This window comes from Falsiroseomonas algicola, assembly GCF_011040385.1.
Taxonomy (GTDB): domain Bacteria; phylum Pseudomonadota; class Alphaproteobacteria; order Acetobacterales; family Acetobacteraceae; genus Falsiroseomonas; species Falsiroseomonas algicola.
The window spans coordinates 142,411-161,544 of the sequence record NZ_JAAIKB010000009.1; the positions used below are offsets into that span (position 1 = coordinate 142,411).

The window sequence follows — 19,134 nt, forward strand, 5'->3', positions numbered from 1 at the left end:
CCTGTCGCTTCCAATGAGTGGCAAGCTCTTCCGGAGATTTGCACGGCCAGCGGACCCGTCATGGCATCCGCTAGCACTCCCCCCAGAGGAGTGCCAACGATCTAGGGGAGTCCCAGGGCCGCGTCAAGCGTTGTCAGCACTCCCAGAGTGCGAGTGCTAACAGACTGATCCCAAAGGTTTTTCTGGACATCCCGCCTCGCCCGCATGGCATGCTGCAACGCGATGGTCATGCCGGCGACCCAAACCGGCCCGACCCTCGCGACGCAGCATCAGGGCCCGACCAGCCCGGGCCAGAAAGGAGCACGATGGATCTCTCCGGCCTCGAACGCTTCGCCCGCTTCGCCACCCTGCCCGACTGGCGGCTCACCACTGCCGAGATCCTCTACCACATGCCGGACCATCCGGGCGTCCTGCAGACCTTCATCTGGCAGAAGCATGATCTGGCGCCGCGCTTCCCGCTGCTCGGCAGTTTCCTTGATTTCTGGCGGCGGGAGATCGACGGGCCGCTGCACTCCGTCCGCGTCGCCTCCGCCGCCCTGACACGCCCCGCGGAGCTTCGCTACGCCAACGGGCAATTCACCCTGCATTGAGGCGGCCGGCGCCGGGGCCTCAGCCCCGGCGCGGCACCAGGCCGTGCGACGTCTCCGACAGCGTCGCCACGATCGCGCGCCGCACCGGGGCCAGCGCCGCCCCCGCGCCGATCAGCGCGGCCCGCGCCAGCCGCGCCGGCACGCGGTCGTCGGTGTAGAGCCGCGCCACCGCATTGGTCGCCAGGAACAGCGGCAAGGTGGCCCGCCGGTGCCGGGCGGCGTAGCGCACCAGCGCCGGCGCCTCCCCGGGGTCGCGCGCGCCGCGCAGCGCCTCCGCCAGCAGGGCCGCGCCCGAAAGCCCGAAATTGAGGCCATGCGCCGTCACCGGATGCATGCCGACCGCGGCATCCCCCAGCAGCGCGAAGCGGTGCCCCGCGAAGCGATGGGCATAGGCGCCGACCAGCGGATAGGCGTGCCGCGTCCCCGCCAGCACCATCCGCCCGAGCCGCCCGCCATAGCGCCGCGTGATCTCCGCCCCGAAGGCTTCCGGCGGCATTACCATCACCGCGGCGGCCTGGGCCGGCGGCAGCGTCAGCACCACCGACGAAACCTTCCCGTTCAGCGGCAGCATGGCGATGGTCTGGCCGTGGCCGAACCACTCCGTCGCCACGCCGCCATGATCGGCCTCGTGTTCCATGCGGGCCAGCACCATGGTGCCGCCGAAATCGACCATCGCCGCGCCGATGCCCGCCCGCTTCCGCGTCTCCGAGAAGCGCGAATCGGCGGCGATCACGACACGCGACGCCACCGCCTCGCCGCCCTCCAGCGTGACGGTCGCGGCGTCGCGCCCCAGTCGCAGCCCGGCCACCGCCCGCCCCGCCAGCAGCCGCGCCCCCGCCCGCATCGCGGTGCCGTGCAGGGCGCGGCGGATCAGGTGGTTCGGCACCAGGCGACCGAGCGGCTCCCCATCCCCCTCCGGCTTCAGCCGCAGCGCCAGCGCCTGGCCGCCATTCAGCACCCGTGCCTCCCGCAGGGGGGACACCTCGGCGGCCGGGATCCCGTCCCAGGCCCCCATCGCCCGCAGGATGGCCTGGGATTTCCGGGTCAGCGCGATCTCCCGCCCATCGAAGGCGGGATCGGCGATCGCCCCCTCCGGCGCCTTCTCCAGCAGCGTCACGCCAAGCCCGCTGCCGGCCAGGGCCGAGGCCAGGGCGAGCCCCGCGGGGCCGGCCCCGATGATGGCGACGTCACAATCCATGGCATCCATCCCGCGCATATCGGGCCGCACCTCAGGCCGGACAGACCCGGCCGTCCATGATCCCGCGCAAGTGAGGGATCAGCTTTCCTCGTCGAGCACGCGCGCCGCCCGGTGCCGGCGCAGCAGCCAGAGGCCGAGCGCGATGGAGACCGCCAGCAGCACCGCCGCCAGGCCCAGCTGCCACGCGCCCTCCACCCGGATGCCCTTGCCCAGCAGCGCGAAGACGACGGTCTGCGGCAGGTAGCCGATGGCCGAGCCCAGCACGAAGGGGCCGAGCCCGATGCCCGCCATCCCCGCCAGCAGGTTCAGCGCCAGGTTGTTGCCGATGGGCAGCAGCCGCAGCGCCAGCGTCGCGCTGAAGGGGTTGGCGGCCAGCGCATCGCGCAGCGGCCGCAGCCGGTGGCCGAAGCGCCCTTCCATCCGGCGTTCCGCCCATTCCCGCCCCAGCGCCCGCGCCCAGGCATGGGCGGCCGCGCAGCCGATCACCTGCGCCAGCAGCGCCAGCGCGGTGCCGAGCACCGTGCCGAAGGCATAGCCGCCGAGGAAGGCCAGGCTCTGCCGCGGCACGCCGATGGCGGTGATGGCGGCGCCGACGGCCACGAAGACGACCTCGCCCCAGATGCCCTCGTCCCGGATGGTGCTGTCCACCCAGGCGGTGCCGGGCACGCCCCCCATCTCCCGCAGCAAAGCGCCGCCGGCCAGCAGCCCCGCCGCCAGCACCAGCAGCTTCGACAGTGACCGCCAGCGGGCGGGGCGGGGCACCTTGGTCAGGACTGCTCTTCCAGACCGATGGTTTCGACCTGGGGCCGCTTCCAGCGCCGCTGCAGCCAGATGACGCCCAGCATGTCGGAGATGCTGACCGCGAGACGGTCCAGCGTGCCGTAGTTGGATTTGCCCCGGGTCCGCGGCCGGTGGTTCACCGGCTCGCTCACCACCCGCCCGCCATGCCGCAGCACCAGCGCCGGCAGGTAGCGGTGCATGTGGTCGAAGCGCGGCAATTGAAGAAACAGCGCGCGGGGAAAGACCTTGAGGCCGCAGCCCGTATCGGGCGTCGCATCGCCCAGCAGCCGGGCGCGCACCGCATTGGCGATGCGGGAGGAGACCTTCTTGATGCCGCTGTCCTGCCGCTTCACGCGATGCCCGGCCACCAGGATGTCCGGGCCCTGCGCGGCTTCGGCCCGGGCGCGCGCCCAGAGGGCCGGGATATCCGCCGGGTCGTTCTGCCCGTCGCCATCCAGCGTCGCGATCCAGGGCGCGCGGGCGGCGGCAACGCCGGTGACCACGCCGGCGGATTGCCCGCAGGCGCGGTGGTGGCGCAGCGCGCGGACCGGGAAGCGCCGCGCGGCCTCCGCCAGGCGCTCGCCCGTATCGTCGTCCGACCCGTCATTGACGCAGACGATCTCGTAGCGGGTGCCGGCCAGGGCGCGGGCGATCTCCTCCACCAGCGGCAGGACGTTGGGTCCCTCGTTCCGCATGGGGATGACGACGGCGATGTCGGGGGTGCCGGAAGAGGTCGAGTCGGGCGCCGAACTGGCGCCAGTGGAGTTGAGAGCGGGCGCCGAACTGGCGCCAGTGGAGTTGAGATCGGGCGCCGAACTGGCGCCAGTGGAGTTGAGATCGGGCGCCGGACTGGCGCCAGTGGAGTTGAGATCGGGCGCCGGACTGGCGCCAGTGGAGTTGAGATCGGGCGCCGAACTGGCGCCAGTGGAGTTGAGATCGGGCGCCGAACTGGCGCCCGGGGGCCGGTCCGGCCCCGGGGGAAGCTCGGGGGCCATGCCGGCGGGGTAGCAGGGGCGCGGAATCCCGGCAAGCACGCGGGGGGTGGGTGCTGCGCAGATCGCCCACCGCTTCTATATTGCCGCCATGCCCTTCGATTTCCGCTCCCAGACCCTGCCCGACGCCGAATCCCCCGCCAGCCGCGACCGCCGCGCCGTCGCGTATTGGCTGCTGGGCGTGGCCGGCCTGGTCTGGGCCATGGTCGCCATCGGCGGCGCCACGCGGCTGACGGGCTCCGGCCTCTCGATCATGGAATGGGCGCCGCTGTCCGGCACCCTGCCGCCGATGAGCGAGGCGGAATGGCAGCGCCTCTACGACCTCTACCGCACCATCCCGCAATACGCGCTGGTCAATGCCGGCTTCGGGATCGAGGGGTTCAAGGAAATCTTCTGGCTCGAATGGATCCACCGCTTCTGGGGCCGGCTGATCGGGCTCGTCTATGCGGCGGGCCTCGCCTGGTTCTGGCTGCGCGGCCGCATCCCCGCCGGCGCCAAGCCGCGGCTGCTCGGCCTGCTGGCGCTGGGCGGGCTGCAGGGCGCGGTCGGCTGGTACATGGTCGCCTCGGGGTTCGAGGCCGATCGCACCGCCGTCTCCCCCTATCGCCTGGTGATCCATCTGGGCCTGGCGCTGCTGATCTTCTCCGCCCTGGTCTGGACCGCCCTCGGCCTGCTGCGACCGGAAGGCACCGCGGCGGCGGAGGCGCGGCCGGTCCGGCGCATGCTGAAGGTCGCCGTCTGGGCGCTGGTCGCGGCCATGCTGGCGGGCGGCTTCGTCGCCGGCACGCGGGCCGGCTTCTCCTACAACACCTTCCCGCTGATGGATGGCCAGCTTCTGCCGGATGGCTACCTGCTGCTCGATCCCTGGTGGCGGAACATGACGGCCAATATCCTCGCCGTGCAGTTCAACCACCGCCTGCTGGCGACGATCGCCGCGGTGATGGCGCTGGGCGCCGTCTGGGCCGCGCAGCGCCGCCTGGCGCCGGGCCATGCCCGCAGCGCCGTCTTCGCCCTCGGCGCCGCCGTCGCGCTGCAATACGCGCTGGGGGTCGCGACGCTGGTGCATGTGGTGCCCGTCTCGCTCGGCACGCTGCACCAGGCCACGGCGGTGCTGGTGCTGGCCGCGGCGCTCGTCGCGCTGCATGCGCTTCGCCCGGCCTCTCCCCGCGCGGCCCCTGTTCCGTGACGGCGGCGCCGGCGCCGCCCGCGGAGACCTTGCACGCGCTGTTCACGGCGCTGCCGATGGCGATCGTCGTCTATGACGCCGACCACCGCCTCGTCCTCAGCAACGACGCCACCTTCGCCTGGCAGGGGCTCGACCCCCGCATCGCGCCCCCCGGCACCCCCTTCGCGGAGATCGTGCGCATCCTCGCCTGGGCCGGCGGCTACGGCCCTGGCGATCCGGAGACGCTGGCGCGGGCCGTGCTCTCCGTCGATCGCAGCCGCGCCACCTCCCGCCTGCTCCGCATCCGGGACGACCGCACCATCCTGCTGGAAAGCCGCCCGCTTCCCGGCGGCGGCTTCTTCACCTGCAGCGCCGATGTCACGAACCTGGTGCGGGCGGAAGCCGAGGCCTCCGCCCGTGCCCGCCAGCTGGAAACGGTGCTGTCCTGCCTGCACGGCGGCGTCGCGCTGTTCGACCAGGATATGCGCTTCAGCCTCTCCAACCCCGCCTATGAGGCGCTGATCGGCCTTCCCCCCAACAGCATCCGCGCGGGCCACACCCATCGCGACGTGATGGGCCTGCTGGTCGCGCGCGGGGAGGTGACGGAGGAGGAAGCCGCCGTGATCAGCGAACGGATGCAGGGCGACCGCCACCGCCCCGCCATCCGCCAGCGCCAGCGCCCGGGGGGGGAGGTGGTGCGCTTCACCATGCAGCCCATGCCCGATGGCGGCTGCCTGATCGAGGCCGGCGACATCACCGCCCTGAAGCGCGCGGAGGACGACGCCAGGCGCCGCGCCGCCATGCTGGATGCCGTGCTGGCCGCCCTGCCGCACGGCATCTGCGTCTTCGGCCCGGATCGCCGCGTCTCCCTCGTCAATGCCGCCCATGCGCGGATCATGGAAGGCTCCGTCGTCCAGCTGGGCGAGCGGCTGGAGGATATCGTCGCCCGGCGCGTGGCGGAGGGCGAATTCAGCCCGGCGCAGGCCGACATCGTCATCGGCCGGCAATTCGCCCGCGACGGCGTCGATGCCCGTCCCGTCCTGCACCACCGCCCGAACGGCACGGTGATCGAGGCCCGCACCGCCCGCCTGCCCGATGGTGGCCATATCTCCGTCATCACCGACGTCACGGCGCTGCAGAAGGCGGAGGCGGAATCGCGCGCCCGCGCCGTCATGCTGGACGGCATCCTGGCCGCCCTGCCGCATGGCGTCTGCGTCTATGGCCCCGACCGCCGCGTGACGATGTTCAACGCCGCCTACAGCCGCATCATGGAAGGCGCGCCCGTCCAGGTCGGCGACCTGATCGACGACCTCGTCGCCCGCCGCGTCGCCAGCGGCGAATTCTCCGCCGACCATGCCGCGCGCACCATGGCGCGGAAATTCGTCTCCAGCTCCGATGGCTGGGATGAGATGCTGCGCGTGCGCCCGAACGGCACCGTCATCTCCATCCGCGACGCGATACTGCCGGATGGCGGCCACATCTCCGTCGTCACCGACGTCACCGCCCAGCACCGCGCGGAAGCGGAGGCCCGGAGCCACGCCGCGGCGCTGGAGGCGATGCTCGGCACCATCCGCCACGGCCTCATCATGTACGGCCCCGACCGCCGCGTGGTCGCGACCAATGCCAAGACCTCCCAGCTCACCGGCATGCCGGCGGACCGCCTGCTGCCCGGGCGGCTGATGGACGACCTGATCGACGAACAGGTGCTGCGCGGCCAGATCACGCCGGAAGGCGCCGCGCGGGTGAAGGCGATCGACCGATCGGTCCCCCAGCGCTACAGCCGGCCGCGCCCCGATGGCGGCGTCATCGACATCGCCTCCGACCCCACGCCCGATGGCGGCTACGTCATCACCTATTCCGACGTGACCGAGGATCGCCGCATCCGGACGGAGCTGGAGAAGTCCCGCGCCGCGGCGGAAGCCGGGTCGCTGGCGAAATCCCGTTTCCTCGCCACCATGAGCCATGAGCTGCGCACGCCGCTGAACGCCGTCATCGGCTTTTCCGAGGCGCTGGTCGGCGAACGCAACCCCGCGCGGATCGAGGACTATTCCCGCGCCATCAACGAGGCCGGGCGCCAGCTGCTGGTGCTGATCGACGACATCCTGGATGTCGCGCGCAGCCAGTCCGGCATGCTGCCGATGGCGCGCCAGCCCGTCGCCGTCGCGCCGCTGCTGCAATCGGCCGCCCATGCGGCGGCGGATGCGGCGCTGCAGGCGGGCGTCGCGCTGTCCATCGCCGTGGCGCCGGACCTGCCGGACCTGATGGGCGATGCCGCGCGGCTGCAGCAGGTGCTGATGAACCTGCTCTCCAACGCCGTGAAGTTCACGCCCCAGGGCGGCCGCATCCGCCTCTCCGCCATGCTTGTGGAAGACGGCCTCCGCATCCAGGTGGCCGATACCGGCATCGGCATCGCGCCGGAGGATCGCGACCGCGTCTTCGAACCCTTCACCCAGGTCGATGCCTCCCTGGCCCGCCGCTACCAGGGCTCCGGCCTCGGCCTCTACCTCGCCCGCACGCTGGCGGAGGCGATGGGCGGCAGCCTGGGACTGGAGGAACCGGAGGAGGGCCCCGGCATCGTCGCCGCGCTGCGCTTCCCCGCCTCCTGCCTTGCCGCCCCCGCTTCGCCGGCCTGACCAAGTTCCCGGAAGGACACATCGTGACCAACCCCCTGGCCGTGACCGACGCCCTGTTCTTCGACACGCTAGACCGTGCCGCCGCCGAACGCCTGGTGCGCAACGCCACCGGCGGCGCCGAGGATGGCGAGCTCTTCCTCGAGCACCGGGAAAGCGAGGCGATCAGCCTGGAGGATGGCCGCATCCGCAGCGCCTCCTTCGACGCCACGCGCGGCTTCGGCCTGCGATCCGTGGCCGGGGAGGCCGCGGGCTATGCCCATGCCGCGGAGATCACGGAAGCCGCGCTGGCCCGCGCGGCGGAGACGGTGAAGGCCGTCGCCGCCGGGCATTCCGGCACGCTCGATGTCGCGCCGCGCGCCACCAACCGGCAGCTCTATTCCGACCTCAACCCGCTCTCCGCCATGGATTTTGCGGCCAAGACCGCGCTGCTGGCGGAGATCGATGCCTATGCCCGCGCGCAGGACCCCCGCGTGAAGCAGGTGATGGCCTCCATCACCGGCGAATGGCAGGCGGTGCAGATCCTGCGCCCCGATGGCACGCGCGTGGCCGACCTGCGTCCGCTGGTGCGCTTCAACGTCGCCGTCGTCGTGGAGGCGAATGGCCGGCGGGAGACCGGCAGCTTCGGCACCGGCGGGCGCTTCGACTATGCCCGCGTGCTGGGTGAGGCCACCTGGAAGCAGGCGGTGGCGGAAGCGCTGCGCCAGGCCATCGTCAACCTCGACAGCATCCCGGCGCCGGCCGGCGAGATGGAGGTCGTGCTCGGCCCGGGCTGGCCCGGCATCCTGCTGCATGAGGCCATCGGCCATGGGCTGGAGGGCGATTTCAACCGCAAGAAGACCAGCGCCTTCGCCGGGTTGCTCGGCCAGCGGATCGCCTCCCCCGGCGTGACCGTCGTCGATGACGGCACCATCCCCGATCGCCGCGGGTCGCTCACGGTGGATGACGAGGGCACGCCCTCCGGCCGCACCACGCTGATCGAGGACGGCATCCTGGTGGGCTTCCTGCAGGACCGGCAGAATGCGCGCCTCATGGGCGTGGCGCCCACCGGCAATGGCCGCCGCCAGTCCCACGCCCATATCCCGATGCCGCGCATGACCAACACCGTGATGCTCGGCGGCCAGCATGACCCGGCCGAAGTGATCGCGAGCGTCAAGCGCGGCCTCTACGCCGTCAATTTCGGCGGCGGCCAGGTGGACATCACCAGCGGCAAATTCGTGTTCAGCGCCAGCGAGGCCTATCTGATCGAGGACGGCAGGCTCGGCGCGCCGGTGAAGGGCGCGACCTTGATCGGCAACGGGCCGGATGCGCTGACCAAGGTCGCCATGGTCGGCAACGACATGGGCCTCGACCCCGGCATCGGCACCTGCGGCAAGCAGGGCCAGGGCGTGCCCGTCGGCGTCGGCCAGCCCACGCTGAAGATGATGGGCCTCACGGTCGGCGGCACGGCAGTCTGACGCCCCGCTTCCCTTCGCGCGGATTACACCGGAAAGTCGCGCCCAAGCGCGTGGCCACCCCGCCCCGCGCGGAGGGAACACAGATGAAACCGCGCGGCCGCCACTTCTTCGCCAATCCGGGCCCCACCAACATCCCGGACAGCGTCATGCAGGCCGTCGCCCATGCGACGGTCGATTTCAACGGCCCCGACTTCATGGCCGTCTACGAAGGCTGCGTCGCCGGCCTCAAGCGCGTCCTGCGCACGGAGCAGGAGGTGTTCATGTATACCGGCTCCGGCCACGCCGCCTGGGAAGCGACGCTGACGAACCTGCTCTCCCCCGGCGACCGCATCCTGGTGATCGAGACCGGCCATTTCTCCGAAAGCTGGGGGAAGATGGCCGCCGATCTCGGCATCGTGGTGGAGACGCTGCCGGCGGATTGGCGGAAGGGCGTGGACTACGCCGCGCTGCGCGCCGCGCTGGCGGCCGATACCGCCCATTCCTTCAAGGCCATCGGCGCCGTGCACAACGAGACCTCGACGGGCATGACCCTCGACCTCGCCCGCATCCGCGCCCTGCTCGATGAGACGGGGCACCCCGCGCTGCTGATGGCGGACACCATCTCCTCCCTCGGCTCGCTCGATTTCCGCATGGATGAATGGGGCGTCGATGCGGCGGTCGGCGGCAGCCAGAAGGGGCTGATGCTGCCCGTCGGCTTCAGCTTCACCGGCGTCTCCGCCAAGGCGATGCGGGCGCATCAGGCCTCGACGCTGCCGAAGCACTACTTCTCCTGGACCACCATGCTCGGCCGCAAGCACCGCAGCTTCATCGGCACGGTCCCCATCGCGCTGTTCTACGGCCTGCAGGAATCGCTCCGCCTGATCGAGGAGGAAGGCCTCGACAACGTCCTCGCCCGCCACCACCGCCTGGCGGAAGCGACGCGCCGCTGCGTGCGCCACTGGGCCGGCAACAACGGCCCGCAACTCTTCGGCCAGGATTCGGATCGCCTCTCCGATTCCGTCACCGCGATCCTGATGCCGGAAGGGCACGACGCGGAGGCCCTGCGGAAGCGTGTCGGCACCATGAACGTGGCGCTCGGCGCGGGGCTCGGGCGGCTCGGCGGCAAGGTCTTCCGCATCGGGCACCTCGGGGACCTGAACGAGCCGATGCTGCTCGGCACGCTGGCCGCCACCGAGATCGGGCTGCGCCTGGAAGGCGTGCCACACACGCCGGGCGGCGTGGACGCGGCGATGGGCTACCTGGCCGACACCGCCGCCTGATCATCCGTGGTGAGGGCTCCGCCCTCCCCACACCCCTCCCGCCAGGGGCGAGCCGCCCCTGGACCGTCGTCAATCGAGGCGGATGCCGCGGGCGCGGATGATCCCGCCCCAGAGTTCCGTCTCGCCGGCCAGCCAGCGGCGCAGGCTGTCCGGGCCCTCCGTCCGCACCGCCGCACCCAGCCCACCCAGGCGGTCCTTCACGGCCGGCACGGCCAAGGCCTCCGCGAAAGCCTGGTGCAGCCGCGCCACCACCGGCGCGGGCGTGCGCGCCGGCGCCATCAGGGCCTGCCAGATGCCGGCCTCCGCCGCTGGCCAGCCCAACTCCGCGAAGGTCGGCACATCGGGAATCTCCGCCAGGCGCCGCGGGCCCGTCACCGCAATGGCGCGCAAGCGCCCATCCGTCACGAAGGGCAGCGTCGCCGTCGCGCCATTGACGATCAACTGGCTTTCCCCCGTCGCGGCCGCCTGGATGCCCAGCATGCCGCCGCGATAGAAGACCTCCGTCACCTCCCCACCCCAATGCTGCACCACCACCAGCGCCGTCAGGTGGTTCAGCGCGCCGACGCCGGAATGCGCGAAGTTCACCCGTCCCGGATTGGCCTTCACGTATGCGGCCAGCTCCGCCCCGTTGCGCACCGGCATCCCCGGATGCACCGCCATGATGTAGGGCGCGTAGATCAGCATGCTGACGGGATCGAGGTCCGTCGCGGGATTGTAGGGCAGCCGCGCGAACAGGCTCGGGCTCGTCGTCAGGATGCCGGGATCCGTCAGCAGCACCGTCGTGCCGTCCGGCGCGCTCTTCGCCACATGGTCGGCGCCGAGATTGCCCGCGGCACCCCCGCGATTATCCACCACCACCACCTGGCCCAGCAGCCGCTGCAATTCCGGCTGGATGATGCGCGCGACGAGGTCGGAGGTCCCGCCCGGCGGGAAGGGCACGACGATCCGCAAGGGCCGGTCGCTGCCCTGGGCGTGCGCCATGGCGGGCGCCAGCAGGAAAGGCGCCGCCACCAGCGCGCGGCGGCGCGTCATCACCTCGGTCATGCTGTTCCTCCCCTTGTGGCGCGCAGCGCGCGCAGGATGCCCGCGATATGCCCCGTGGCATGGGCGCGGCCGCGATGGCCCCAGACGGTATCGTCCACGAGGTGCGGCACATGGTCGTCGATGACGAAGCCGTCGAAGCCGGCATCGAGCAGTTCGCGCAGCACGGCGACGGAATCGACGGTGCCTTCGTCGATGAAGGCCTCCGCGAAACGCGGCAGCGCGCCATGCACGCTGCGCAGATGCAGGTAGTGGATGCGCCCCGCCCGCGCGAAGCGCCGCAGCGCCCGCATCATCGCCTCGGTGCCCAGTTCCGCGAAGGTGCCGGTGCAGAAGGCGATGCCGTGCATCGGGCTGTCGGCGAAGGCCATGGCGCGGGCGAAGGAATCCTCCGACCGGAAGATGCGCGCGACGCCATCCAGCACCGGCACGGGCGGATCATCCGGGTGCAGGGAGAGCCTCACCCCCGCCTCCTCCGCCACCGGCAGCACCGTGGTGATGAAGCGCTCCCAATTCGCCCACATCTGCGCCTCGTCGCGCGCCGGCAGCCGCCCGGTCGCGACGCGCTGGCCGAGCGCATCGTCATACCCCGTCACCAGCGCGCCGCCGCGGCCATGCGCCGCCTTGGCCGTGCGCCAGACGCCATCGGGAATCCAGTTGTAGCCCAGCACGGGGATGCCGGCCTGGCCCATGGAGCGGATCGTGGCCTGGAAGTCCTCGATCTGCGCCTCGGCCCCCGGCAGGCCGAGCATGGCCTTGTCCAGCCAATTCGCCGGCACGCCCTCGATGCAGTCCAGCGCCAGGCCATGCGCCTCCACGGCCGATCGCAGCTGGATCAGCTCCATCGCCGACCAGCGCCGCCGCTTCGGCCGCGGGCCCGCGGCGGCGCGGAACTGGGATTTGAGAAAGTCGACCCAGGCGGGGCTGTCGAAATCGGGCTTGTTGATGGTGATGCCGGCGCAGCCGATCTGGCGCGCGAAGGCCAGGTCTTCCTGCGTCAGCTCCCGGAACTGCCCGGCCACGATCCGCATGCCTGCCCGTCTCCTCATCTTGGATTGCATCAAACACGCTGGATTTGATAGAATCAAGCATGACCACCGCCGAAGACGCCGTCATCGCCCAGTTGCGCCGCCTGATTGTGGAGGGGGTGTTGCCGCCCGGCGCGAAGCTCACGGTGGCGGCGCTCTCCGCCCGCCTCGGCGTCAGCGCCACGCCGCTGCGTGCCGCGCTGCGGCTGCTGGAAGGGGAGGGGCTGGTGGAGGCGCACCCCCATCGTGGCGCCCGCGTGCGCGTGCTGGCGCCGCAGGACATCCGCAACCTCTACCGCCTGCGCGGCGCCGTGCTGGGGCTGCTGGTGCCGGATGTGGTGCGCCATGTCTCGGATGCGGATCTGGAAGCGCTGGAAGCCATCGATGCCCGCTTCCAGGCCGCGGCGCGCGCCGGCGACGGCCCCGCCGCGATGGAGGCCAACGAGCAGTTCCACGCCGCGCTGCTGGCCCTGGCCCGCAACCCCGATGCCGCCGCCGTCATGGCCCGGAGCTGGGCGCTGGTGGAGGCGCTGCGGCTGCGCCTCGGCTTCGGCCCCGGCCGCCTGGCGCGCTCCGTCGAAAGCCACCGCGCCTTGCTGGCCGCGCTGCGGGCGCGGGATGGGGTCAAGGCGACCGCGCTGATGGTCGCCTCCTCCGACAATGCCATGGCGGATCTGCTGGAACGTGCGCTGGCCATGCCGCAGGCACGGGTCGGCTGAAAAGCCTGGACTCCGACGTTACGTTCTTGCTACGTTCGCGCGCCGCCGGCACAGCCATGCGCGAAACACGCCGTTCCACCCCGGCACGGCCCCGAAAGAACGGTGCTAAACGCGCATAAACGGCATAAACGGCTAAAAGGGGTTAGCGACTAAAAAGTCACACCCCTCACGCTTCCGCCTCCGCGAAGATGCGGGAGGCATCGCCGTTCCAGGCCGTCTCGTAGCGCTGCAGCCAGCGCTGCGCCTGCGTCATCCCGCTCGCCGCGATCTCCTCCAGCGGCGCCAGGTAGACCTCCTCGCCCAGGCCGCGGGCCTTCAGCCCCTCCCGCGCGATCGCCAGCGCGTCCAGCGCCACGTCCCGCAGCCGGCGGCCGCGGATCGTGGCCTTCAGCGCCTGCGCCGGCACCGCCATGCGCAACGCCCGCATCTCCTCCACCGTCCAGCCGCGGATCAGCGCGGCGGCGGCCTTCTGGGCGGCATCGTCATAGAGCAGCCCGGTCCAGAAGGCGGGCTTGGCCATCAGCATGGCGGGGCTGCCGGCATCGGCGCCGCGCATCTCCAGGAAGCGCTTCAGGCGCACATCCGTGAAGACGGTGGTCACGTGGTCCGCCCAGTCGCCCATCGTCGCCTGGTGGCCCGCCAGCTTCTCCGCCTTGCCGCGCAGGAAGGCGCGGAAGGGCACGCCGGCGGCGTCGATCCACTGGCCTTCCCGCATGATGAAGTACATCGGCACGTCGAGCACATAGTCCGCGAAGCGCTCGAAGCCGAAGCCATCCTCGAAGGCCACGGGCGGGATGCCGGTGCGGTCAGGGTCGGTATCCGTCCAGACCCGCCCGCGCAGCGTCAGGAAGCCGGAGGGCTTGCCTTCCCGGAAGGGCGAGTTGGCAAACAGCGCCGTGGCCAGCGGCTGCAGCGCGAGGCTGACGCGCAGCTTCTCCACCATGTCGGCCTCGTCGCCGAAATCGAGGTTCACCTGCACCGTGCAGGTGCGGAGCATCATGTCGAGCCCCATGCCGCCGACGCGCGGCATGTAGTTGCGCATGATGGCGTAGCGGCCCTTCGGCATCCACGGCATCTGCTCTCGCGTCGCCATCGGGTGGAAGCCGAGCGGCGCGAAGCCGAGGCCGAGCGGCCCCGCCACCTCATGCACCTCCCGCAGGTGCTGCGCGAGTTCGACGCGCGTCGCGTGGAGGTCCGCCATGGGCGCGCCGGACAGCTCGAACTGCCCGCCCGGCTCCAGGCTGACGGAGCCATCGTCCCGCTTCAGGCCGATGACATTGGCGCCGTCCATGATCGGCGCCCAGCCCTTGCCCTGGAGGCCCTCCAGCATCGCCCTGATGCCGCGGGGTTCGTAGGCGGGGGCTTCCAACCCATCCCTGCGGAAGCCGAACTTCTCGTGCTCCGTGCCGATCCGCCAGGCCTCGCGCGGCTTGCTGCCGGCGGCGAACCAGCCGGCAAGCTGGCGCGTATCGGTGATCGGCGTGAGGTCGGCCTCGCCGGGATTCGACATGGTGCTGCGTTCTCTTCCTGGCGCCAGCCCGGGGCGGAGTGCCCAAGGCCGTTTAGGTCCAGTCCCCGACGATCGCCTGCAGCGCCGCGAGCCCGGCCACCGCCGCGGTCTCGGCCCGGAGGATCCGGGGACCGAGTGCGGCCGGCACTACAAAGGGCCGCCGGCGCAGGTCGTCAAGCTCCGCCGCCTCGAACCCCCCTTCGGGGCCGATGAGCAGGGCGAGGGGGTGGGCGGGCGGAAGCGCGCGCAAGGGCGCGGCCAGGCTGCGTTCCATCGCCACCACCAGCCTGGCGCCATCCCAGGAATCCAGCACCCGGTGCAGGGGCAGGGCGTCGCGCACCTCCGGCACGGAGAGCCGCTCGCATTGCTCCGCCGCGCCGCGGGCGATGGCGGCGAGTCGCTCCGCCTTGGTGCGCTCCGCGATGGTCCGGCGGGTGACGACGGGCTGGATCAGCGTGGCGCCAAGCTCCGTCGCCTTCTCCACCACCCAATCCATGGCATCCCGCTTCAGCACCGCGACCAGCAGGCGGAGCTCGGGCTCCGGCGCCGCGTCCCGCACCCGGCCTTCCAGCACGAAGCGGGCGCGGTCCTTGCGGATGGACGCGATCCGGGCGGCGAACTCGCCGTCCCTCGCATTGAAGACCCGCACGGCATCGCCGGCGCCCCGGCGCAGCACGGTGCCGATATGGTGCGCCTGGCCGGGCGCGGCCTCGACCTCCGCCCCCTCGGCAAGTGGCGTTTCCAGGTACAGGCGTGGGATGGACATGCGGGGCCTCCGCGGACAGGTATAGGCGCATGACGGGATACACCGACATCCGGGCCACCGGCTGGGTCGCGAGGCTGCCGGATGCCTGGCGCCCCTATGCCCTGCTCGGCCGCTTCGACCGCCCCATCGGCGCCTGGCTGCTGCTGCTGCCGGGCTTCTGGGCCTTCGCCATGGCGGCGCCGGGATGGGTCGAGGGGCTGCGCCTCGCGGCGCTCTTCACCTTGGGCGCCTTCGCCATGCGGGCGGCAGGCTGCGTGGTGAACGACCTCTGGGACCGCGACCTCGACCGCCAGGTGGAGCGCACGCGCGGTCGCCCGCTGGCGGCGGGCACCGTCACGCCCTTCCAGGCGCTGGTCTTCCTGGCCGGGCTCTGCACGGTGGGCTTGATCGTGCTGGTGCAGCTGCCCTGGGCGGCGATCCTGTTCGGCGCCTGCTCTCTGGTGCCGATCGCGCTCTATCCGCTGGCCAAGCGCGTCACGGATTGGCCGCAGGCGGTGCTGGGCCTGGTGTTTTCCTGGGCCGCGCCCACGGGCTATGCGGCCGCGACGGGGATGCTGGATGCGCCGGCGCTGGCGCTCTGGGCCGCGGGCTTCTTCTGGATCCTCGGCTACGACACGATCTACGCGCACCAGGACCGGGAGGATGACGCGACGGTCGGCATCCGCAGCACGGCGCTGAAATTCCGGGACGCGACGCGCCCCTTCCTCGCCGCCTGCTACGGCGCGACGCTGGTGCTGCTGGTGGTGGCCTGGTGGCTGGCGGGACTCGCCTGGCCCTTCCTGGTCCTGCTGCTGGTGCCCGCCGCGCTGCTGGCGCGGCAGGTCATCACGCTCGACATCCATGACCCCGCGCATTGCCTGATGCTGTTCAAGTCGAACCGGGAGGTCGGCTTCGCCATCGCGCTGGCCTTCCTGGCGGGCCGCGTCTGATGGAGGCCGAGGCCTTCATCCGGGCCAACACCAGCGTGGCCCGCGCCCCCCTGGTGCCGGAGGTCGCGCTGCACCTCGCGACGGAGATCACGCCGATCTGGCAGGCGTCGGAGGAATGGCTGCGCCAGACCGGCATCGAGCCGCCCTTCTGGGCCTTCGCCTGGCCGGGTGGCCAGGCCCTGGCGCGGGCCGTGCTGGACCGGCCGGAGGCCATTGCCGGCCGCCGCGTGCTGGATTTCGCCGCCGGCTGCGGGATCGCCGCCATCGCCGCCGTGCAGGCCGGGGCGGCACTGGTGGAGGCCGCCGAGATCGACCCCCTCGCCATCGCCGCCTGCCGCGTGAACGCCGCGCTGAATGGCGTTGAGTTGGTCCTGCCGGAGGATGACGTGGTCGGCGTCGCCTGCCGCTGGGACGTCATCCTGGCCGGCGATGTCTGCTACGAGGCCCCGATGACCGCCCATATCCTGCCCTGGCTCCGCGCCATGGCGGCGGCGGGGGCGGAGGTCTGGCTGGCCGATCCCGGCCGGGCCTATCTGCCGCGCGACGGGCTTTCACCACTCGGCAGCTTTGCCGTGCCAACCTCCCTGGAGTTGGAGGACCGCACGGAGCGCATCGTCACCATCGCCCGATTGCTGCCTTCCTGACGCCCGCTTTGGCTTCGAGGCTGCCCGCCATGCGCTTCCTGATCCTCCTGCTGCTCCTGGCCTCCCCGGCCGCGGCCCAGACCAAGGCCGATTACGACGCGCAGGGCCGCCAGATCGGCCGCAGCGAGACGCGGGGCGATACCGAACGGCGCTACGACGCGCAGGGCCGCAGCATCGGCCGCAGCGAGACCCGCGGCGACACCACGCGGGACTACGACGCCCAGGGCCGCACCATCGGCCGCAGCGAGACGCGGGGCGACACCACGCGCCACTACGACGCGCAGGGCCGCACCGTCGGCCGCAGCGAACAGCGCGGCGACACGGTGCGGCATTACGACGCGCAGGGCCGCAGCACGGGACGGTCCGAGACCTCCGGCGGCGTCACCCGCCACTACGACGCGCAGGGCCGCCAGGTCGGCCGCACGGAGCAGCGCCGTTAGGCTCTACCGCGTCGCCGACTCAAGAAAACGCAGCAGCGCGGCCAGATCCTCCGCATTGCCCACCGTCTGGATCGGCATCTTCGTGCCCGGCGTCACCTCGTCCGGCCCGCGGGTGAAGAGGTCCGCCACCGTCTCCCGCGTCCAGGTGATGTCGCCCCGCGCCAGGCGCTCGGAATACTCGTAGCCCGCCACGCTGCCCATGCGGCGGCCGAAGAGGCCGTGCAGATGCGGCCCCGCCATGTTGCCGCCCTCCGGCGTCAGCGCATGGCAGGCGCTGCAGGCACGGAAGACGCGGGCGCCATGCGGATCGAGCCCCGCCACCGGCGCGGCCTCCGCCTCCCCGCCCAGCGGGCCGAGCGGCCTGCCTGTCGCGGCATCCCAGCGCCGCACGCGCCGATCCGCGCCGCCGGTCCAGAGGGTGTTGCCATCGGCCGAGAAGACCGCGGACCAGACCGGCAGGCCCGGGCCTTCCAGCGTCTGGCGCAAGCGGCCGGAGGCGACGTCCCACAGCGTGACGCTGCCGCCGATCGACCCCGCCGCGAGCAGCACGCCATCCGGGGAGGCCGCGAGCGTGACCAGGGGGCGCGTGCCGGCCAGCAATTCCCGCACGGCGCCGTCGGCACCGATGATCCGCACCACGCCATCCGCGCCCCCCGCGGCCAGGGCGCCGCCGGGCAGGGCGGCGAGCGTGTTCTGCGGCAGGCCGAACTCGGCCAGGGTGAGCGGCGGCTCGCCTTCCGGCCAGGCGCGCAGCGTGCCATCCGCGCCGGCGGTGACGACGATGCCATCGGCGCCGAAGACCACCGCGTTGACGTTGCCCTGGTGCCCCTCCAGCACCCGCGGGGATTGCCCGCCGCCAAGGTCCCAGACCCGCGCCGTGCCATCCCAGGCGGCGGAGGCCAGGCGCTGCCCGGCGAAGGCCAGGGCGACAACCGGTCCCTCATGCCCCTCCAGCACCCGGAGCGGCTGCGCGCCGGGGCGGGGCGGCCAGAGGGCGATGCGCCCATCGTCCCCGCTGCTGGCCATCATGCCGCCGGGCAGGGCCGCCAGTGCATTCACCGCGCCCGCATGCCAGCGCACCACCGCCCGCGCCCGGCCACTGGTGGCGTCCCACAGGATCATGGACTGGTCGAAGCCCGCCGAGGCCAGTCCGCCATCGGCGGCCACGGCCAGCGCCCGGACCGGTCCGCCATGCACCGCCTCCTGCGCCCGCACCGGCGCCAAAGGCAGGAGAAACAGGATCAGCAGGGGAATCGCGCGCATGCGCCAGGATTTGCGCAGCCCGGCCGGTGCGGCAACACGCGGCGCATGGATTCAGCGCTTGTATTCGCGGCCGTCATAAATTAATCGTGAGCAACCATTCAGCCATGAATGGCAGGCCGCCGCCGGAAGCACGGCCGGGTCCTGGCGCCGGCAGCACCGGCCCGCGACCTCATTCGCCCCAACAGTCCAGGACAGGAGCGACACCGATGGCGCAGACCGACAGGCGGGACTCGCCCGAGAATACGGAACAGATGATGCTGATGGTGGGCTCCGCCGCCGCCATCCTCGGCTACGTCATGCCGGCCGTGGTGTTCAAGGGCTCGGGCAATGCCGTGCACGATCTCTCGATCATCGAGAAGCTGCCGCTCCTCTCCGCCATTGCCGCGCTGGCACTGGTGGCGGCCATCGCAACGCGCTTCGTGGCCGGCTGGCAGCGCTGGGCAGAGCAGGCGAGCGTCATCGCCATCCTGCTGATCCTGGCACCGGCGGTCTGGGGCTTCGCCGCCGCGATCGACGTCTTCTCCAGCCTGCGGCCGATGATCGTGGAGATGGCGGGCACCCGGAACGTCCGCATCGATCCCGGCCCGGCCTATGTGCCCCTGCTGGTCGGCGCCACCATGCTCGGCATGTCGCTCCGCATGCGCCGCCAGCGCCTGGCCGGCACCGGCGCCCGGGCCTGACATCCTGGCCAGACCCGCCTAGCCTGCCGTTTCCGACATCGGG

18 protein-coding genes are annotated in these 19,134 nt (G+C 72.0%); 10 read left to right on the forward strand and 8 right to left on the reverse strand.

Annotation, left to right across the window (positions count from 1 at the left end):
• The first annotated feature begins 305 nt into the window (after positions 1–305).
• Complete coding sequence (locus G3576_RS20925) at positions 306–590, forward strand: usg protein (RefSeq protein ID WP_164696381.1); 285 nt, start codon at positions 306–308, stop codon at positions 588–590.
• A 19-nt stretch (positions 591–609) separates the two neighbouring features.
• Here the strand turns inward: G3576_RS20925 and ubiM are convergent, their stop codons facing one another.
• From ubiM to G3576_RS20940, 3 genes are all read right to left on the reverse strand, one after another.
• Complete coding sequence (gene ubiM / locus G3576_RS20930; RefSeq protein WP_164696382.1) at positions 610–1,788, reverse strand: 5-demethoxyubiquinol-8 5-hydroxylase UbiM; 1,179 nt, start codon at positions 1,786–1,788, stop codon at positions 610–612.
• 78 nt (positions 1,789–1,866) lie between these two features.
• Complete coding sequence (locus tag G3576_RS20935; protein ID WP_328729461.1) at positions 1,867–2,550, reverse strand: TVP38/TMEM64 family protein; 684 nt, start codon at positions 2,548–2,550, stop codon at positions 1,867–1,869.
• A 5-nt stretch (positions 2,551–2,555) separates the two neighbouring features.
• Positions 2,556–3,263 carry a glycosyltransferase gene (locus tag G3576_RS20940; RefSeq protein WP_235952280.1) on the reverse strand — a complete coding sequence of 236 codons (708 nt, stop codon included), beginning with the start codon at positions 3,261–3,263 and terminating at the stop codon, positions 2,556–2,558.
• Between the two features lie 346 nt (positions 3,264–3,609).
• Here G3576_RS20940 and G3576_RS20945 point away from each other — a divergent pair, with 346 nt between their 5' ends.
• From G3576_RS20945 to G3576_RS20960, 4 genes are all read left to right on the forward strand, one after another.
• The gene (locus G3576_RS20945; RefSeq protein ID WP_328729462.1) at positions 3,610–4,746 is read left to right on the forward strand and encodes a COX15/CtaA family protein; all 1,137 of its coding nucleotides are present in this window, start codon (positions 3,610–3,612) and stop codon (positions 4,744–4,746) included.
• Positions 4,743–7,358 (forward strand): PAS-domain containing protein, encoded by a 2,616-nt coding sequence (locus G3576_RS20950; protein WP_164696384.1) that lies wholly within the window; start codon positions 4,743–4,745, stop codon positions 7,356–7,358. Before G3576_RS20945 ends, G3576_RS20950 begins: the two co-directional genes overlap by 4 nt.
• A gap of 23 nt (positions 7,359–7,381) precedes the next feature.
• Positions 7,382–8,812: a metalloprotease TldD gene (gene tldD / locus G3576_RS20955; protein ID WP_328729465.1), complete on the forward strand. Its 1,431-nt coding sequence runs from the start codon at positions 7,382–7,384 to the stop codon at positions 8,810–8,812.
• 83 nt (positions 8,813–8,895) lie between these two features.
• Positions 8,896–10,071 carry a pyridoxal-phosphate-dependent aminotransferase family protein gene (locus G3576_RS20960; RefSeq protein WP_164696385.1) on the forward strand — a complete coding sequence of 392 codons (1,176 nt, stop codon included), beginning with the start codon at positions 8,896–8,898 and terminating at the stop codon, positions 10,069–10,071.
• A 69-nt stretch (positions 10,072–10,140) separates the two neighbouring features.
• Here G3576_RS20960 and G3576_RS20965 read toward each other — a convergent pair whose 3' ends face one another.
• The gene (locus G3576_RS20965; RefSeq protein WP_235952282.1) at positions 10,141–11,115 is read right to left on the reverse strand and encodes a Bug family tripartite tricarboxylate transporter substrate binding protein; all 975 of its coding nucleotides are present in this window, start codon (positions 11,113–11,115) and stop codon (positions 10,141–10,143) included.
• On the reverse strand, positions 11,112–12,143 hold the full coding sequence (locus G3576_RS20970) for a mannonate dehydratase (RefSeq protein ID WP_164696386.1): 1,032 nt from the start codon (positions 12,141–12,143) through the stop codon (positions 11,112–11,114). Before G3576_RS20970 ends, G3576_RS20965 begins: the two co-directional genes overlap by 4 nt.
• A gap of 59 nt (positions 12,144–12,202) precedes the next feature.
• Here G3576_RS20970 and G3576_RS20975 point away from each other — a divergent pair, with 59 nt between their 5' ends.
• Complete coding sequence (locus G3576_RS20975) at positions 12,203–12,859, forward strand: GntR family transcriptional regulator (RefSeq protein WP_164696387.1); 657 nt, start codon at positions 12,203–12,205, stop codon at positions 12,857–12,859.
• A 166-nt stretch (positions 12,860–13,025) separates the two neighbouring features.
• Here the strand turns inward: G3576_RS20975 and G3576_RS20980 are convergent, their stop codons facing one another.
• Both G3576_RS20980 and G3576_RS20985 read right to left on the reverse strand, forming a co-directional pair.
• Positions 13,026–14,369: a glutamate--cysteine ligase gene (locus G3576_RS20980; protein WP_164696388.1), complete on the reverse strand. Its 1,344-nt coding sequence runs from the start codon at positions 14,367–14,369 to the stop codon at positions 13,026–13,028.
• Positions 14,370–14,421: 52 nt separating this feature from the next.
• Entirely contained in the window at positions 14,422–15,135 is a 714-nt protein-coding gene (locus G3576_RS20985) for a 16S rRNA (uracil(1498)-N(3))-methyltransferase (protein WP_164696389.1), read from the reverse strand.
• A 29-nt stretch (positions 15,136–15,164) separates the two neighbouring features.
• Here G3576_RS20985 and ubiA point away from each other — a divergent pair, with 29 nt between their 5' ends.
• The 3 genes from ubiA to G3576_RS21000 are packed head-to-tail and all read left to right on the forward strand — an operon-like array spanning position 15,165 to position 17,148.
• Positions 15,165–16,064 (forward strand): 4-hydroxybenzoate octaprenyltransferase, encoded by a 900-nt coding sequence (ubiA, locus tag G3576_RS20990; protein ID WP_164696390.1) that lies wholly within the window; start codon positions 15,165–15,167, stop codon positions 16,062–16,064.
• Positions 16,064–16,708, forward strand: coding sequence for a class I SAM-dependent methyltransferase (locus tag G3576_RS20995; RefSeq protein WP_164696391.1), 645 nt, complete (start codon positions 16,064–16,066; stop codon positions 16,706–16,708). Before ubiA ends, G3576_RS20995 begins: the two co-directional genes overlap by 1 nt.
• 29 nt (positions 16,709–16,737) lie before the next feature.
• Complete coding sequence (locus G3576_RS21000) at positions 16,738–17,148, forward strand: type IV secretion protein Rhs (protein WP_164696392.1); 411 nt, start codon at positions 16,738–16,740, stop codon at positions 17,146–17,148.
• Positions 17,149–17,151: 3 nt separating this feature from the next.
• On the opposite strand, the gene G3576_RS21005 is transcribed toward G3576_RS21000, so the two are convergent.
• Positions 17,152–18,411 (reverse strand): c-type cytochrome, encoded by a 1,260-nt coding sequence (locus G3576_RS21005; RefSeq protein ID WP_164696393.1) that lies wholly within the window; start codon positions 18,409–18,411, stop codon positions 17,152–17,154.
• Between the two features lie 206 nt (positions 18,412–18,617).
• Here G3576_RS21005 and G3576_RS21010 point away from each other — a divergent pair, with 206 nt between their 5' ends.
• On the forward strand, positions 18,618–19,091 hold the full coding sequence (locus tag G3576_RS21010) for a hypothetical protein (RefSeq protein WP_164696394.1): 474 nt from the start codon (positions 18,618–18,620) through the stop codon (positions 19,089–19,091).
• Positions 19,092–19,134 lie beyond the last annotated feature (43 nt).